Annotated in this window: 14 protein-coding genes and 1 pseudogene; 7 read left to right on the forward strand and 8 right to left on the reverse strand. The window is 65.8% G+C overall.

Going from position 1 to position 15,876, the window contains the following annotated elements; all coding sequences use genetic code 11:
* Positions 1 to 54 precede the first annotated feature (54 nt).
* The 3 genes and pseudogenes from SMCB_RS08080 to SMCB_RS12720 form a co-directional block, all read left to right on the forward strand.
* The gene (locus tag SMCB_RS08080; RefSeq protein ID WP_045536163.1) at positions 55 to 648 is read left to right on the forward strand and encodes a superoxide dismutase; all 594 of its coding nucleotides are present in this window, start codon (positions 55 to 57) and stop codon (positions 646 to 648) included.
* Between the two features lie 2 nt (positions 649 to 650).
* Positions 651 to 1,019, forward strand: coding sequence for a rhodanese-like domain-containing protein (locus tag SMCB_RS13095; protein ID WP_045536165.1), 369 nt, complete (start codon positions 651 to 653; stop codon positions 1,017 to 1,019).
* Positions 929 to 1,279: pseudogene (locus SMCB_RS12720) on the forward strand (chromate resistance protein ChrB domain-containing protein); the annotation flags it as partial. The gene SMCB_RS13095 and the pseudogene SMCB_RS12720, both read left to right, overlap by 91 nt.
* A 294-nt stretch (positions 1,280 to 1,573) precedes the next feature.
* Here the strand turns inward: SMCB_RS12720 and trhP are convergent.
* The 4 genes from trhP to exaC all read right to left on the reverse strand — a co-directional run bounded on the left by trhP (position 1,574) and on the right by exaC (position 6,292).
* Positions 1,574 to 2,956 (reverse strand): prephenate-dependent tRNA uridine(34) hydroxylase TrhP, encoded by a 1,383-nt coding sequence (gene trhP / locus SMCB_RS08095; RefSeq protein WP_045536167.1) that lies wholly within the window; start codon positions 2,954 to 2,956, stop codon positions 1,574 to 1,576.
* Positions 2,957 to 3,063: 107 nt separating this feature from the next.
* A complete protein-coding gene (locus SMCB_RS08100; protein ID WP_045536169.1) occupies positions 3,064 to 3,423 on the reverse strand; it encodes a DUF779 domain-containing protein in 360 nt (119 codons plus the stop codon).
* Positions 3,424 to 3,571: 148 nt separating this feature from the next.
* Positions 3,572 to 4,720, reverse strand: a complete 1,149-nt coding sequence (gene yiaY, locus SMCB_RS08105; protein WP_045536171.1) for an L-threonine dehydrogenase — start codon at positions 4,718 to 4,720, stop codon at positions 3,572 to 3,574.
* Between the two features lie 51 nt (positions 4,721 to 4,771).
* On the reverse strand, positions 4,772 to 6,292 hold the full coding sequence (gene exaC / locus SMCB_RS08110) for an acetaldehyde dehydrogenase ExaC (RefSeq protein ID WP_045536174.1): 1,521 nt from the start codon (positions 6,290 to 6,292) through the stop codon (positions 4,772 to 4,774).
* A gap of 289 nt (positions 6,293 to 6,581) precedes the next feature.
* Between exaC and SMCB_RS08115 the strand changes: the two genes are divergently transcribed.
* The gene (locus SMCB_RS08115; protein WP_045536176.1) at positions 6,582 to 8,615 is read left to right on the forward strand and encodes a sigma-54-dependent Fis family transcriptional regulator; all 2,034 of its coding nucleotides are present in this window, start codon (positions 6,582 to 6,584) and stop codon (positions 8,613 to 8,615) included.
* An 82-nt stretch (positions 8,616 to 8,697) separates the two neighbouring features.
* Here the strand turns inward: SMCB_RS08115 and acnB are convergent, their stop codons facing one another.
* The 4 genes from acnB to SMCB_RS08135 are packed head-to-tail and all read right to left on the reverse strand — an operon-like array spanning position 8,698 to position 13,947.
* On the reverse strand, positions 8,698 to 11,289 hold the full coding sequence (gene acnB, locus SMCB_RS08120; protein WP_045536178.1) for a bifunctional aconitate hydratase 2/2-methylisocitrate dehydratase: 2,592 nt from the start codon (positions 11,287 to 11,289) through the stop codon (positions 8,698 to 8,700).
* 40 nt (positions 11,290 to 11,329) lie between these two features.
* Entirely contained in the window at positions 11,330 to 11,887 is a 558-nt protein-coding gene (locus SMCB_RS12195; RefSeq protein WP_052468466.1) for a hypothetical protein, read from the reverse strand.
* A gap of 24 nt (positions 11,888 to 11,911) precedes the next feature.
* On the reverse strand, positions 11,912 to 12,928 hold the full coding sequence (locus SMCB_RS08130) for an HpcH/HpaI aldolase/citrate lyase family protein (RefSeq protein WP_045536180.1): 1,017 nt from the start codon (positions 12,926 to 12,928) through the stop codon (positions 11,912 to 11,914).
* A 32-nt stretch (positions 12,929 to 12,960) separates the two neighbouring features.
* A complete protein-coding gene (locus SMCB_RS08135) occupies positions 12,961 to 13,947 on the reverse strand; it encodes a malate dehydrogenase (RefSeq protein WP_045536182.1) in 987 nt (328 codons plus the stop codon).
* Between the two features lie 125 nt (positions 13,948 to 14,072).
* Between SMCB_RS08135 and SMCB_RS08140 the strand changes: the two genes are divergently transcribed.
* The 3 genes from SMCB_RS08140 to sdhD all read left to right on the forward strand — a co-directional run bounded on the left by SMCB_RS08140 (position 14,073) and on the right by sdhD (position 15,875).
* Entirely contained in the window at positions 14,073 to 14,864 is a 792-nt protein-coding gene (locus SMCB_RS08140; protein ID WP_045536184.1) for a GntR family transcriptional regulator, read from the forward strand.
* 174 nt (positions 14,865 to 15,038) lie between these two features.
* Entirely contained in the window at positions 15,039 to 15,473 is a 435-nt protein-coding gene (gene sdhC, locus SMCB_RS08145; RefSeq protein ID WP_045536186.1) for a succinate dehydrogenase, cytochrome b556 subunit, read from the forward strand.
* 36 nt (positions 15,474 to 15,509) lie between these two features.
* Positions 15,510 to 15,875, forward strand: a complete 366-nt coding sequence (gene sdhD / locus SMCB_RS08150; protein WP_045536189.1) for a succinate dehydrogenase, hydrophobic membrane anchor protein — start codon at positions 15,510 to 15,512, stop codon at positions 15,873 to 15,875.
* The last annotated feature ends 1 nt before the right edge of the window (position 15,876 follow it).

A 15,876-nucleotide genomic window follows, 5' to 3' on the forward strand; every position in this document is an offset into this window, starting at 1 on the left:
ATCGAGTCAGCCTTCGTCGCGCCGTTTCCGATCCACCTTGCTGAGGAAGCCAAGATGCCTTACGAACTGAAGTCCCTTTCATGCGATCCGGCCAAACTCACCGGCCTGTCCGAGAAACTCATCGTCAGCCATTGGGAGAACAACTACGGCGGCGCTGTCAAGCGTCTCAACGCCATCGAGCAAGAGCTGGCGCAATTGAACTGGGGAGCGGCGCCGGTGTTCGAGATCAACGGCCTCAAGCGCGAGGAGATGATCGCCAGCGGTTCCATGATCCTGCACGAGGTGTACTTCGATTCCCTCGGTGGCGCGGGAGGCGACCCGGGCGGGACGCTGAAGGCGGCCATCGAGCGCGATTTCGGCTCCATGGACGCCTGGCGCGCCCAATTCACGGCCATGGGCAAGGCCCAGGGCGGCGGCTCCGGCTGGACCCTGTTGGTGTGGAGTCCGCGCCGCGGGCGTCTCGTGAACGCCTGGGCCGCCGACCACGCCCACAACCTGGCCGGTGCCACGCCGCTGATCGCCCTCGACATGTACGAGCACAGCTACCACATGGACTTCGGCGCCAAGGCCGGGGCTTACGTGGACGCCTTCATGCAAAACCTGTCCTGGACCACCGCCGAGGCGGCTTTCACCCGATTGGGAGCCTGAACATGGACCGCACCATCAAACCCGAAACCCTGAAGAACGAACTGGCCGGCAAGCTGATTCTCGACGTGCGCCGTCCCGCCGATCGCGAGGCCGCGCCCGCGCACCTGCCCGGCGCGCAATGGAAGAATCCGGAACAACTCGCCGAGTGGGCCGACAGCCTACCGAAGGAGCAGGGCATCGTGCTGTATTGCGCGCGCGGTGGTTCGGTGTCCAACAGCGTGGTCGATGCCTTGCAAGGCAAGGGGCCCAAGGCCCGCTTCATCGAAGGCGGCATCGAGGGCTGGAAGGCGGCGGGCGGCGAGGTCGTCGGCCCAAGAAGTGGATCACCCTCGAACGTCCCAAGATCGACCGCATCGCCTGCCCCTGGCTGATCGCGCGCTTCATCGATCCGACAGCCGAGTTTCTGTACGTGCCTGCCGCCGACGTGCTGCGCATGGCAGAAGAAACCGGCGCCATTCCCTACGACATCCCGGGCGTGGAATACGGCCATCGCGGTGAACTGTGCAGCTTCGATACCTTCTTGGACAGGCACGATCTCAAGGATCCTGCGCTGCGGCAGCTCGCCGTGATCGTGCGCGGTGCCGACACCGACCGCCTCGATCTCGCCCCGCAGTGCGCCAACCTGCTCGCGCGCGAGCGGCCCCTGGACAGCAAGCAGATGCGGCTGGATCTGGCCAGCCCGAGCGTGCACGAGTGCGGCAAGCTCTGGGAGTACGCGGTGTATGTCACCGATGTGGACTACCCGCTGGAATCTATCGCCCAACTCTACCGTGACCGGGCCGCAGTGGGCAAGGCCGCCAGCCATGCCAACCAGACCACGCTGTACCTGACAAATGCTGCGAGCATGGTCGCGGCCTGGGCACTGCGCGCACATCGGCTTGCGGCTGGCGAATGAATGGCAAGCCGCACGCTCGAGGCAATGCAATTACGCTGGCGCTCCCAGCAGCCGCGCCAGCAAGGCGCCTTGCACCGGCGCGCCCAGCGGCACGAACACGCGCACCGGGTTGCCTTGGGCCACCTGCACCGGCACGCCGTCGGGGTTGTGCATGGCTTCGAGCTGCACGATGCGGTTGCCGCTGGGATGGATGACCTCGATCTGGTCGCCCACGGCGAAGCGGTTTTTGGTCTCGACTTCGGCCCAGCCGTCGGCGCGCACGCCCAGCACCTCGCCCACGTAGTGGCTGCGCTGCAGCTGCGAGTGGCCGCTGAGGTAGTTTTGGTAGTCTTGCGCCGGGCGGCGCTCGAGCAGGCCGCCGGTGTAGCCGCGGTTGGCTAGGCCCTCGAGCTGCAGCAGCAGGTCGGGGTCGAAGGGGCGGCCCGCCATGGCGTCGTCGATGGCGCGTCTATACACCTGAGCGGTGCGTGCCACGTAGTACAGGCTCTTGGTGCGGCCCTCGATCTTGAGCGAATCGACGCCGATTTGGCACAGCCTCTGTACGTGCTCGACGGCGCGCAAGTCTTTGCTGTTCATGATGTAGGTGCCGTGCTCGTCTTCCATGATCGGCATGAGCTCGCCGGGGCGGCCTTTTTCTTCGAGCAGATAGATCTGGTCGGCAGCCGGGTGCCGCTGCCCGCTGCCGCAGGTGGCAAAGGCGGTTTCGGCCTCGGCTTGGGCTTGGCCAAAGTCGAAGTCGGCCCCCATGCGCGCCAGCGCAACCGCCTCGCCCGTGACCGGATCGAGCTGCGCGGCCTGGGTGCCGTACTCCCAGCGGCAGGCGTTGGTGCAGGTGCCTTGGTTGGGGTCGCGGCGGTTGAAGTAGCCGCTCAGCAGGCAGCGGCCCGAGTACGCGATGCACAGCGCGCCGTGCACGAACACCTCGAGCTCGACTTCGGGGCACTCGTTGCGGATGGCCTCGACTTCGTCTAGGCTCAGTTCGCGGCTCAGGATGATGCGCGTCACGCCCACCCGGTGCCAGAACTTGACCGCGGCCCAGTTGGTGCTGTTGGCCTGCACCGACAGATGGATCGGCACCTCGGGCCATTTTTCGCGCACCTGCATGATCAGGCCGGCGTCGGCCATGATGAGCGCGTCGGGCTTGAGCGCGATGATGGGCTCGATGTCGCGCAGGTAGGTGCGCACCTTGTCGTTGTGCGCGATCAGGTTGCTGGTGACGAAGAGCTTTTTGCCGCGCGCACGCGCCTCGGCCATGCCTTGCGCGAGTTGCTCGAGGCGAAATTCGTTGTTGCGCGCGCGCAAGCTGTAGCGCGGCTGGCCGGCATAGACGGCGTCGGCGCCGAAGTCGTAGGCGGCGCGCATTTTTTCCAGCGAGCCGGCCGGCAGCAGCAGTTCAGGGGCTTTGAGGGTCATGGGGCGTATTTTCGGCGCTTTCGCTATTCCCTGCTGCGCGCCGACCTGCTGCGCGCCGCCCTGCCCGCCCCAGCCCTGCCTTCGGCCGCCTTGCCAGTGCCAGCCGCCTACAACTCTAGGGCCGCCAACTCTTCGTCGCTAAACACGCGCGAGCGGGTGTGGAAGGCGCGCCCGAGCGGCCCCTCGAGCGAGAAGGTGCCGCCCGTGCCCTCGATCACGTCGATGACCAGTTGGGTGTGCTTCCACGTCTGGTACTGCGTCGTGCTGATGTAAAACGGGCAGCCGCCGATGTCGCCCAAGTGCACATCGCCGGCCCCGATGGTGAGTTCGCCCAGCAGGTAACAGTTGGCGGCGCTGTTGTCGCAGCAGCCGCCCGACTGGTGAAACATCAGCCCTGGCCCGTGCAGGGCCTTGAGTTGCTCGATCAGCTCCAGCGCGGCTGGGGTGGCGATCACTTTATCTACCATGGCGGGCTCCTGTAAAAGGCAGATGATGAGAAAGCAGTGCTGCCATGCCACGCCCTCACATCGTATTTCAACCATGGCCGCCTGCCCATGCCGGGCCTATAGACCGCATTCACCTATAGGCCTTGGCATCGGGCAGGGGCTCATCGCATCACATGGCGCCTTCGAAGATGGCCTCGATCTCGGTTTGCGTGGCGCTGCGGGGGTTGGTGAAACCGCATGCGTCCTTCATGGCGTTGGCGGCCAAGGTGGGAATGTCTGCCCGCTTGACCCCCAGTTCGCCCAAGCTCTTGGGGATGCCAATGTCGCTCGAGAGTTTGCGTATGGCTGCCAAGCAAGCCTGCGCACCGGCTTGGGCATCCAAACCTTGCACGTTCTCGCCCATGGCTTGGGCCACGTCGCGCAACCGCGCTGCGGATGTTTTGACGTTGAAAGCCTCTACGTGCGGCAGCAACAAGGCGTTGCAGACCCCATGCGGCAAATCGTAAAAACCACCCAGTTGGTGCGACATGGCGTGCACATAACCCAAGGAGGCGTTGTTGAAGGCCATGCCGGCCAAAAACTGCGCATAAGCCATTTGCTCGCGCGCGTGCAGATCGTCACCTTTTGCCACAGCCGTGCGCAAATGCCGCGCAATCAATTCCACCGCTTTCAAGGCACAGGCGTCGGTAATGGGCGTGGCCGCCGTGGACACGTAGGCCTCCACCGCGTGGGTCAGCGCATCCATGCCGGTGGCCGCCGTGAGCGCCTTGGGCTTGGCCAGCATCAGATCGGGGTCGTTGACCGACAGGATGGGGGTTACGTTGCGATCCACAATCGCCATTTTGATGTGGGTTTCTTCGTCGGTGATGATGCAAAACCGGGTCATCTCGCTGGCGGTGCCGGCCGTGGTGTTGATGGCCACCAGCGGCAACTGGGGCTTGACCGAGCGGTCCACGCCCTCGTAGTCGGATATTTCACCGCCATTGGTGGCGCACAAAGCGATGCCTTTGGCGCAATCGTGCGAGGAACCGCCGCCCAACGACACCACACAGTCGCACTGGTTGGCACGCAGCAGCGCCAAACCGGCGCGCACATTGCCCTTGGTTGGGTTGGGTTGTGCGCCATCAAACACCACGGTGGCAATCTGCAGCTCGTTGAGCAGCTTGGCCACTTTGTCTGCGAGCCCGAGCTTGTTGAGCATGGCGTCGGTGACGATCAAGGCCTTGCGATAGCCCAAACCCTTGACAGCCTGCATGGCTTCGCCCAATGAACCACTGCCCATCAAATTGACAGCTGGCATGAAAAATGTGGAAGTCATGTTGAATCTCCTTGAATGATTGAATTGTGAATTGACAGAATTGACCGGAAATCAGAAAAACCCCAGCTTGTTTTCGCTGTAGCTCACCAGCAGGTTTTTGGTCTGCTGGTAGTGGTCGAGCATGACTTTGTGGGTCTCGCGCCCGATGCCGGATTCTTTGTAGCCACCGAATGCGGCGTGCGCCGGGTAGGCGTGGTAGCAGTTGGTCCAGACCCGGCCGGCCTTGATGGCGCGGCCCATGCGGTAGGCCACATTGCCGTTGCGGCTCCAAACCCCGGCACCCAAGCCATAGAGGGTGTCGTTGGCAATGGCCAGCGCCTCGGCTTCGTCTTTGAAGGTGGTCACGGCCAGCACCGGGCCAAAGATTTCTTCTTGGAAGATGCGCATCTTGTTGTGGCCCTTGAACAGCGTGGGCTGCACGTAATAGCCGCCGGCCAGCTCGCCGCTCATCTGCGCCTGCGCACCGCCGATCAGCACCTGCGCACCCTCTTGCCGCCCCAGATCGAGGTAGCTGGTGATCTTGGTCAGTTGCTCTTTGGAGGCTTGGGCGCCCAGCATGGTCTCGGTGTCGAGCGGGTTGCCCTGCTTGATCGCCGCCATGCGCTTGAGGCAGCGCTCGATGAACGCGTCGTAGATCGATTCGTGGATCAGGGCGCGCGAGGGGCAGGTGCAGACCTCGCCTTGGTTGAAGGCAAACAGCACCAGCCCTTCGATCGCTTTGTCGAGGAAGGCGTCGTCGTGCGCCATGACATCGGCAAAGAACACGTTGGGCGATTTGCCGCCCAGCTCGAGCGTGGCCGGGATCAGGTTGTTGGCCGCCGCCTGCGCGATCACGCGCCCGGTGCTGGTGGAGCCGGTGAAGGCGATTTTGGCGATGCGCTTGCTCTGCGCCAGCGGCAAGCCGGCTTCGCGCCCGTAGCCGTTGACGATGTTGAGCACCCCGGGCGGCAGCAGGTCGGCAATCAGCCCGGCCAAGATCAAGATCGAGACAGGGGTCGATTCGGCCGGCTTGAGCACCACGCAGTTGCCCGCGGCCAGCGCCGGCGCCAGTTTCCAAGCCGCCATCAGAATGGGGAAGTTCCACGGGATGATCTGCCCGACCACGCCCAGCGGCTCGTGCAGGTGATAGGCCACGGTCTGGCTGTCGATCTCGCTGATGGCGCCCTCTTGCGCCCGGATGCAACCGGCGAAGTAGCGGAAATGGTCCACCGCCAGCGGGATGTCGGCGTTGAGCGTCTCGCGCATCGGCTTGCCGTTGTCCACGGTTTCGGCGTAGGCCAGCAGCTCGAGGTTGCTCTCGATGCGGTCGGCGATCTTGAGCAAAATGTTTGAGCGTTCGGTTACCGAGGCTTGGCCCCAAGCGCCGGCGGCGGCGTGGGCGGCGTCGAGGGCGCGCTCGATGTCGCGGGCGTTGGAGCGCGCCACCCGGGTATAGACCTTGCCGCTGATGGGCGTGATGACGTCGAAATACTGACCGTCGGCCGGGGCGGTCCATTTGCCGCCGATGAAGTTGTCGTACTGTGGCTGGTAGGCGATTTTGGCGCCTGGGCTGCCTGGGGCTGCGTAAATCATGGTGTCTTCCTCTGTACGGGGGTTGCAAACAATTGCCGATGTGGCGACGACCTATAACCACGTTTCGTGCCAACCCGGATTTATTTTCTAAGCCATTGATTTGATTGCGCGCACCACCGCAACAGCGATCTGCAGCAGCGGCCCTGCACGCAGGGCGCCGGTTGCAAAACGCGACACCTGTCACAAAACCGGACAGGTGTCGGCGCAGCCGCGCAATAAACCTTGCGCCAGGCCCGTCTAGTGCCTATACTGGCGGCCAGACCTTCAAAAGCAGCGCCCAGGAGACAACATGCGCGCACCCCTGCAGGCATTGGCTCTGCGCACTTGCCGGCAACATTTGCTGGAACACGGTGTCTGCCCGCCCGGCGCCTTGGGCGAGCGGTTGGCGCGCTCGTGGCAGCGCAGCTTGGCTGCGGGCCTGCTGCCCGTGGCGCGGGCCTTGCCCGACCCCTTGGGCCAGACGCAGTTGCGCGACTTGCGCGCCAGCCAGCACGAGTTGCTGGCGCATGCGCTGCCGGCGATGGAGTATTTGTTCGAGCAAGTGCGGCTGGCGCAAGGCATGGTGATTCTGGCCGATGCGGGTGGCACCTTGCTGCACACCTTGGGCGAGGGGCGGTTTTTGAGCAAGGCCGAGCGTGTGGCGCTGTCGGCCGGGGCCACTTGGCACGAAGCGCAGCGCGGCACCAACGCCATCGGCACCGCCTTGGCCGAGGGCGAGGCGGTCGAAATCCAAGGGGCCGAGCACTACCTAGAGCACAACGCTTTCTTGAGTTGCGCCGCCGCCCCGATCGCCTCTGGCACCGGGCGCCTGCTCGGGGTGCTCGACATCTCGGCCGAACACGGGCGCTGGAACCCCTACAGCTTGGGGCTGGTGAACACCGCCGCGCGCAACGTCGAAAACCGCCTGCTCTGCACCCTGCACCCGGGCCAGACGCGGCTGCACCTGCACCCGCGCGCCGAGGGCATCGGCTCGCTGGGCGAAGGCATTGTGGTCGTCGCCGACGACGGCTGCCTGATCGCTGCCAACCGCAGCGCCTGCGCGTGGCTGCGGCTCGACGCCCGGCAACTGGGTACGCCGCCGACCCGGCTCGAGCATTGGCTGCCACTCGATCTGGCGCAGCTGCACGCCCTGCATCAGCGCCAGCCACAGCAGCCCTTGGCGCTGCGGCTGCACGATGGACGCACCCTGTATGGCCAACTGCACCCCGGTGCGGCGGCGCTGGGCTTGCGGTCGCCCACACGGCCGCCTGCATTGAGTCCGGCAGTGCCGAATGCCCCGAATGCCACAATGGTGGGCTTACCCGGTGGAACGGCCCACGCACCCACCGACGCCCTAGCCCGCCTCGACAGCGGCGACAGCGGCTGGCGCAGCGCCTGCGCCAAGGTGCGCCGCATCCTCGACAAACCGATCCCGCTGCTGATTCAGGGCGAATCCGGCGTCGGCAAAGAGTGGCTGGCACGCGCCGCCCACGCCAGCGGGCCCCGGCACGAGCGGCCGTTCGTGGCCCTCAACTGCGCCGCCTTGCCCGAGGGGCTGATCGAGGCCGAGCTGTTTGGCCATGCCCCCGGCGCCTTCACCGGTGCCCGGCGCGAGGGCCGCACCGGGCTGCTGCGCCAAGCCCACGGCGGCACCCTGCTGCTAGACGAAATCGGCGACATGCCGCTGGCCACCCAAACCCGGCTGCTGCGCGTGCTGCAAGAGCGCGAAGTCACGCCGCTGGGCTCGCACAAGGCCGAGCCGCTGGATTTTTTTCTGATCAGCGCCAGCCACCGGCCGCTGCGGCTCGAGGTCGAGGCCGGCCGCTTTCGCGCCGATCTGTACTGGCGCATCAACGGCCTCATGGTCGAACTGCCGCCGCTGCGCCAGCGCAGCGATTTCGAGGCCCTGAGCGCCACCCTGCTGCAAGGCATCGAGCCCGGCCGCACTTTGGCGCTGAGCGCAGCGTTGCTTCAGGCTTTCAAGCAGTACCCATGGCCCGGCAACCTGCGCCAGTACGCCAACGTGCTGCGCACCGCCTGCGCCATGCTGGAGCCGCACGAGCACACGCTCGATTGGCAGCACCTGCCCGACGACCTGCGTGCCGAGCTGCAGGCCAGCCCTGCCCCTGCGCCAGCCCATGCCCCAGCAAGCCCGGCAGCGGCCAGCGCCAAAGCCACCGCGCCCACCACCCTTGGCCCGCTGCCCCACAGCCTGATCCAGCTCGAGCAGGCCGCCGTGCAGCAAGCGCTGCACAACAGCGGCGGCAACGTGGCCCAAGCCGCGCGCACGCTGGGCATCAGCCGCCAGACCCTGTACCGCAAGCTGCAGGGCTTGCGCGGCTGAGCGCTGCGCAAGCCGCAACCCAAAAGCACTCAAGCCCTCAGGGTGCGGGCGCGGGCCCCACAGGTGGGCCCGCTGGCGGTTTTCAGACCGCCACTTCTTTGGCCGCCTCAGCGTATTCTTCGATCTGATCGAAATTCAGGTATTTGTAGATCGCGGCGCCGTCTTGGTTGACCACGCCCATGGCCGCGTGGTATTCGGCCACGGTGGGGATGCGGCCCAGCTTGGAGGCGATGGCGGCCAACTCGGCCGAGGCCAGAAAGACATTGGCGTTCTTGCCCAGCCGGTTGGGGAAGTTGCGCGTGCTGGTCGAGATCACCGTGGCGCCCTCGCGCACCTGCGCTTGGTTGCCCATGCACAGGCTGCAGCCGGGCATTTCGGTGCGCGCACCGGCGGCGCCGAAGTTGGCGTAGTGGCCCTCTTTCATCAGCTCGCTGGCGTCCATCTTGGTGGGTGGGGCCACCCAGAGCTTGACCGGGATGTCGCGCTGGCCGCCGAGCAGCTTGGCCGCGGCGCGGAAGTGCCCGATGTTGGTCATGCACGAGCCGATGAAGGCCTCGTCGATCGGCGTGCCGGCCACGTCCGACAGCACTTTGGCGTCGTCCGGGTCGTTGGGGCAGCACAGGATCGGCTCTTTGATTTCGGCCAGATCGATCTCGATCACGGCGGCGTATTCGGCGTCGGCGTCGGCGCGCAGCAGCTTGGGCTGCTCGAGCCACTGCTGCACGCGCTCGATGCGCCGCGCCAGCGTCTTGGCGTCTTGGTAGCCGTCGGCGATCATGTTCTTCATCAGCACGATGTTGCTGTTGAGGTATTCGATCACCGGCTCGGGGTTGAGCTGGATCGTGCAGCCGGCGGCCGAGCGCTCGGCGCTGGCGTCGGACAACTCAAACGCCTGCTCGACCTTGAGCTCGGGCAAGCCTTCGATTTCGAGGATGCGGCCCGAGAAGATGTTTTTCTTGCCCGATTTGGCCACCGTCAGCAGTCCGGCCTTGATGGCGTAGAGCGGGATGGCGTGCACCAAGTCGCGCAGCGTCACGCCGGGTTGCATCTGGCCCTTGAAGCGCACCAGCACCGATTCGGGCATGTCCAGCGGCATGACGCCGGTGGCGGCGCCAAAGGCCACCAGACCGGAGCCGGCCGGGAAGCTGATGCCGATCGGGAAGCGGGTGTGCGAGTCGCCCCCAGTGCCCACGGTGTCGGGCAGCAGCAGGCGGTTGAGCCAGCTGTGGATCACGCCGTCGCCGGGGCGCAGCGCCACGCCGCCGCGGCTGCTGATGAAGGGCGGCAGCTCGCGGTGCATTTTGGCGTCCACCGGTTTCGGGTAGGCGGCCGTGTGGCAGAACGACTGCATCACCAGATCGGCCGAAAAACCCAGGCAAGCGAGGTCTTTGAGTTCGTCGCGCGTCATCGGGCCGGTGGTGTCTTGGCTGCCGACGGTGGTCATGCGCGGTTCGCAGTAGGTGCCGGGGCGCACGCCTTGGCCTTCGGGCAGGCCCACGGCGCGACCGACCATTTTTTGCGCCAGCGTAAAGCCCTTGCCGCTGTTCACCGGCGCCTTGGGCAGGCGGAAGGCGGTGGCGGCCGGCAGACCCAGAAAATCGCGTGCCTTGGCGGTGAGCGAGCGCCCGATGATCAGGTTGATGCGGCCGCCGGCGCGCACTTCGTCGAACAGCACCTCGCTCTTGAGCTGGAACTCGGCCACGGTGGCGCCGTTTTTCACGATCTGGCCGGCGTAGGGCAGGATGTCGATCACGTCGCCCATCTCGAGCTGGCTGACATCGACCTCGATCGGCAGCGAGCCCGAGTCTTCTTGGGTGTTGAAAAAGATCGGGGCAATTTTGCCGCCCAGCGTCACACCGCCAAAGCGCTTGTTGGGCACGAAGGGGATGTCTTGGCCGGTGGCCCAGACCACCGAGTTGGTGGCCGATTTGCGGCTCGAGCCGGTGCCCACCACGTCGCCTACGTAGGCCACGAGGTGGCCTTTTTTCTTGAGGTCTTCGATGAACTGCATCGGGCCGCGCTTGCCGTCTTCTTCGGGCCTGAAGGCCGCGTCGGGGCGGGTGTTTTTGAGCATCGCCAAGTAGTGCAGCGGGATGTCGGGGCGGCTCCAGGCGTCGGGCGCGGGCGAGAGGTCGTCGGTGTTGGTTTCGCCGGGCACCTTGAACACGGTGACGGTGATTTTTTGTGGCACTTCGGGGCGGCTGGTGAACCACTCGGCAGCGGCCCAGCTCTGCATCACGGCTTGGGCGTGGGCGTTGCCGGCCTTGGCCTTGGTGGCCACGTCGTTGAAGAAATCAAACATCAGCAGCGTCTTCTTGAGCCCTGCGGCGGCCACGGGCGCCACCTCGGGGTCGTCGAGGAGCTCGATCAGCGGGTGCACGTTGTAGCCGCCCACCATGGTGCCCAGCAGCTCGGTGGCCTTGGCCTTGCCGATCAGGCCGACTACGAGCTCGCCATGCGCCACCGCGGCTAGGAAGCTGGCCTTGACCTTGGCGGCGTCGTCCACACCCGGCGGCACGCGGTGCGTGAGCAGGTCGAGCAGGAATTCGGCTTCGCCGGCCGGCGGGTTTTTGATCAGCTCGATCAGCTCCGACACCTGTTTGGCGTCCAGTGGCAGCGGCGGGATGCCGAGCGCGGCGCGTTCGGCGGCGTGTTGACGGTAGGCTTGCAACATGGCGGGGGCTCCAGTAAAAAAAGGATCAATTACAAAGGGTTCATTGGCCGGCTGGCCGCTGCGCGATGCCGAGCAGGTCGGGGCCGGGGTTGCGCAGCATGGCGGCAGCCACCGCCTGCTGCAGCGCGTTGCTGCAGTCGTCGAGCAGGCGCCGATTCGGGCGCTGGCCGAGCAGCATGGATTTGTTGGCGAGCTGGATCCAGACCGCACCTTGGGCGCGGTCTTCGAGCCGGATGGCACCGGTGCTGGTCTCGACCGGGCGCAGCAGGTAGCGCTGGCCCCCACTTTGCAGCACGAAGTGGCCAGCAGCTTGCGGGGCCGCCTCGATGCGCACGCTGCGGCCGTGCGAGCAGGTCTTGCTGCCCACGTGCACCAGCGCCGCCGTGGCCAGCTCGCGCTCGCTCAACGGGGTGTCGGCCGGGGTGCCGGCCTGCACCGTGGGCACGCTGCGGCTGCCTTGGGCCTGTGCGGGGAGGCTTGTGGCCAGCGCGGAGGCGACCAACCCCAGCCCCAGCAGCGCACTCGACCACGACACCAGCCGGTTGCGCGTGCGGCTGGGCAGCGCACGCGACGGGTTTGGAACAGCGTTCTTGTGCATGATGGGCTCCTGCGGTACAAGGGTTTAAGGGCTCGATCGCTGCCCGGCCAGCGGCGCTGCGAAAAACGGCTGCAACTCCGCATCGAGCGCAGCGCCGGCTTGCTGCGCGCGCTCCAGTATCTGCCAATAGTAGCGGTAACTGGCGCGGTCGTGCAATTGACCCCGGTGCGAGATGGGTGCCCAATCGGCCGCCTGCGCGGCCAAGATAATCGCCGTGGCGCGCTCGACCTCGTCGGTGGGCGGGGCAAAGGCTTGCAAAATGGGCTCGATCTGCTGCGGGTGGATGCTCCACATGCGGCTGTAGCCAAACTCGTGCGCCGCCGTGTGCGCGGCGTGGCGCAGCGCGGGCAGGTCGTTGATCTCGGTCACCACGCAGTGCGACGGCACCTTGCCGTGGGCGTGACAGGCGCTGGCGATTTCGAGCTTGGCGCGGCGCACCAGTGGGTGGCTGAACTGGTCCGGCAGCCCCATCGCACTCGCCGGAATCGCGCCGCCATGCGCCGAGACAAAATCCATCAGACCAAAGCTGATCGATTCGACCCGCGGCTGCGCCGCAATCTCAAACGCGCGTTGCAGCGCCAGCGGCGATTCGATCAGCACGTGCAGCGGCAAAGCCGCGCCGCCAGCGGCGTCCAGCGCCTGCAGAGCGCGCTGCACATCGGCCACGCCTTCGACCTTGGGCAGCATCAGGTAGGCCAGCCGCTCGTGCGCCCGCCCGACGATGCACTCGATGTCGGCCCCGAAGGCCGCGTGCCCCACCGGGTGCACCCGCACCCCCACGCGCGGCGGCACCGGCGCCGCCAGATCGAGGCCTTGCAGCAGCTCGACCACCAAGGCCGCGTGCTCGGCCTCGCCTCCTACCGGGGCGCCGTCTTCGCAGTCGAGCGTGACGTCGAACACGCAGCGGCCGTGGCGCTGGCTGTACTCGGCTTGCAGCGCCAAGCTCTTGCGCATGCGCGCCGGCACGCCGCTGTAATGGTCACACACCGGCAGCAGGCGCTGGCCGGCTTGCGGGCCCATCAACAGGTCGCGTGGGTGCATGGAGCGCTGCCGCACGTGTTACAGCAGGTGGTTTACAGCAGATGCCGCACGCCGTCTTGCTCGCCCTGCAGCTCGGCCAGGGTCTTGTTGATGCACTCTTGGCTGAAGGCGTCGATGGGCAGCCCTGGCACGATCTGGTAGTCTCCGCCCGAGCAGGTCACGGGGTAGCCGAACACCACTTCTTTGGGGATGCCGTATTCGCCATTGGAGGGCACGCCCATGGTCACCCAGGCGCCGTGGGTGCCCAGCGCCCAGTCGCGCATGTGGTCGATGGCCGCGTTGGCCGCCGAGGCCGCCGACGACAGGCCGCGCGCCTCGATGATCGCCGCGCCACGCTTGCCCACGGTGGGCAAGAACACGTCTTTGTTCCAGACTTGGTCGTTGATCAGGTCTTTGACCGAAGCGCCGTCGATGGTGGCAAAGCGGTAGTCGGCGTACATGGTCGGGCTGTGGTTGCCCCACACCGCCAGGTTTTTGATCGAGGCCACCGGCTTTCCGGTTTTGGCGGCCAGTTGGCTCAGAGCGCGGTTGTGGTCCAGGCGCAGCATGGCGGTGAAGTTGCGCGCTGGCAGGTCGGGGGCCGACTTCATGGCGATGTAGGCGTTGGTGTTGGCTGGGTTGCCCACCACCAGCACTTTCACGTTGCGCGAAGCGGCATCGTTGAGCGCCCGGCCTTGGGCGGTGAAGATCTGGGCGTTGGCCGCTAGCAAGTCGGCGCGTTCCATGCCCGGGCCGCGTGGGCGCGCGCCCACCAGCAGCGCGTAGTCGGTGTCTTTGAAGGCCGATTTGGCCTCGCTGTGGGCTTGCATGCCAGCCAGCAGCGGGAAGGCGCAGTCGTCGAGCTCCATCATCACACCCTTGAGCGCTTTTTGGGCTTTTTCGTCGGGGATTTCGAGCAGCTGCAGGATTACGGGCTGGTCTTTGCCCAGCATTTCACCGGAAGCGATGCGAAACAGCAGGGCATAACCAATCTGGCCAGCGGCACCGGTGACGGCCACGCGTACGGGCTTCTTGCTCATGAATACACTCCAAAATAATGCACAGGTTGAAAAAAAGCGCTCGACTTTTGTGAGTGTACCCCGACTTGCCCTGCGCGTCAATTTGTCTTATGTCTTATATAAGATAAACTCGGGGCAGACACACCATGAACACCGACCTCAGCCCCCTCGCCACCCCGAGCCCCGCCCCCGAGCCGGCCGGGCCGCAGGTTGCGCCCGCCTTCAGCCCTTTGTACCAGCAAATCAAGGCGTTGCTGCTGCGCAGCCTGCAAAGCGGCGAGTGGAAGCCGGGCGAACCGATCCCGAGCGAGGTCGATCTGGCCACCCGTTTTCGCGTCAGCCAAGGCACGGTGCGCAAAGCCATCGACGAGTTGGCCGCCGAAAACCTGCTACTGCGGCGCCAAGGCAAGGGCACCTTCGTGGCCACCCACGCCGAGCAGCGCACCCAGTTTCGTTTTTTGCGCCTGCACTCCGACCTTGGCCATCTGGACCCCAGCGGCCCGGCGCAGCGGCGCATCCTGTCGTGCCAGCGGCTGCGCGCACCGGCCGACGTCGGGCTGGCCTTGGGCTTGCGCGCCGGCGACACCGTGGTGCAGGTGCAGCGCGTGCTGTCGTTTCAAGACGTGCCCACCATTTTGGAGCAGCTCTGGCTGCCCGGCGACCCCTTCAAGGGCCTCACGCTCAAGGTGCTGACCGAGCACCAAGGCCCCATGTACGCCCTGTTCGAGAGCGAATTCGGCGTGCGCATGGTGCGCGCCGACGAGCGCATCAAGGCCGTGGCGGCCGATGCCGAGGCCGCGGCCGGCTTGGCGCTGGCGCCGGGCACGCCGCTGCTCAGCGTCGAGCGCTTGGCCTACACCTACCACGACCAGCCCATGGAGCTGCGCCGCGGCCTGTACCGCACCGAACACCACCACTACCGCAACCAACTTAGCTAGTCCCAAAGATAACCATAGACCCGCAGCGCAGATGTTGCGTTGCAATAGAATCCGAAAGAGATGCGTCAGGGTTTTCGTGCACATTCAGGCCCAGCCGCTGCATCGAACACCCCCCCGCTGCACCCGCCCCACCCGCCCCACCTGCCCCACCCCCCACCACAGGTTCTTCATACCATGGCTGAATCGCGCACCACACCGCGGCCCGAGTTTCGCAACATCAACGCCCTGACCGATCTGCCCAGCTACCGCCTGCCCGCTGCGGGCTGGGTCTCGATCCTGCACCGCATCAGCGGCTTGCTGATGTTTCTGCTGCTGCCCTTCATCGTCTGGATGTTCGACACCTCGCTCTCGTCCGAGCTCTCCTTTGGCGTCTTTGCCTCGGCCTTCACCGCCGGCATCGGCTTTGTGCCGGCGTGGTTCGTCAAGCTGGTGGTGCTGGGGCTGATCTGGGCCTTCTTGCACCACCTGTTTGCCGGCCTGCGCCACATCTACATGGACGCCACCCACAGCGTGGACAAAGCCTTTGGCAAGTCCTCGGCCGTGGCCACGCTGGTGCTCAGCTTGGCCCTCACGGCCGCGCTCGGCGCCAAGCTGTTTGGCCTGTACTGATCCCTCACAAAAGCCACCCCTTAGGAGCCCATAAAAATGCCTGTCAACTACGGTTCCCGGCGCAACGTCAGCGGCGCCCATTACGGCTTGCGCGACTGGCTGATGCAGCGCGTCACAGCCGCCCTCATGGCTTTGTTCACCCTGCTGCTGCTGGCGCAGGTGCTGCTGGTCAGCGGCCCGATCGGCTACGAAGACTGGGCCGGCATCTTTGCCCAAACGTGGATGAAGTTCCTGACCTACGCCCTGATCGTCGCCCTCATCTGGCACGCCTGGGTGGGCGTGCGCGACATCTGGATGGATTACGTCAAACCGGCTGGCTTGCGTCTGGCCCTGCATGTGTTCACGCTCGTCTGGCTGGTAGGCTGCGCCGGCTGGGCCTTCCAAGTGCTCTGGAGACTTTGAT

It is taken from the genome of Serpentinimonas maccroryi (assembly GCF_000828915.1).
Lineage (GTDB): Bacteria > Pseudomonadota > Gammaproteobacteria > Burkholderiales > Burkholderiaceae_C > Serpentinimonas > Serpentinimonas maccroryi.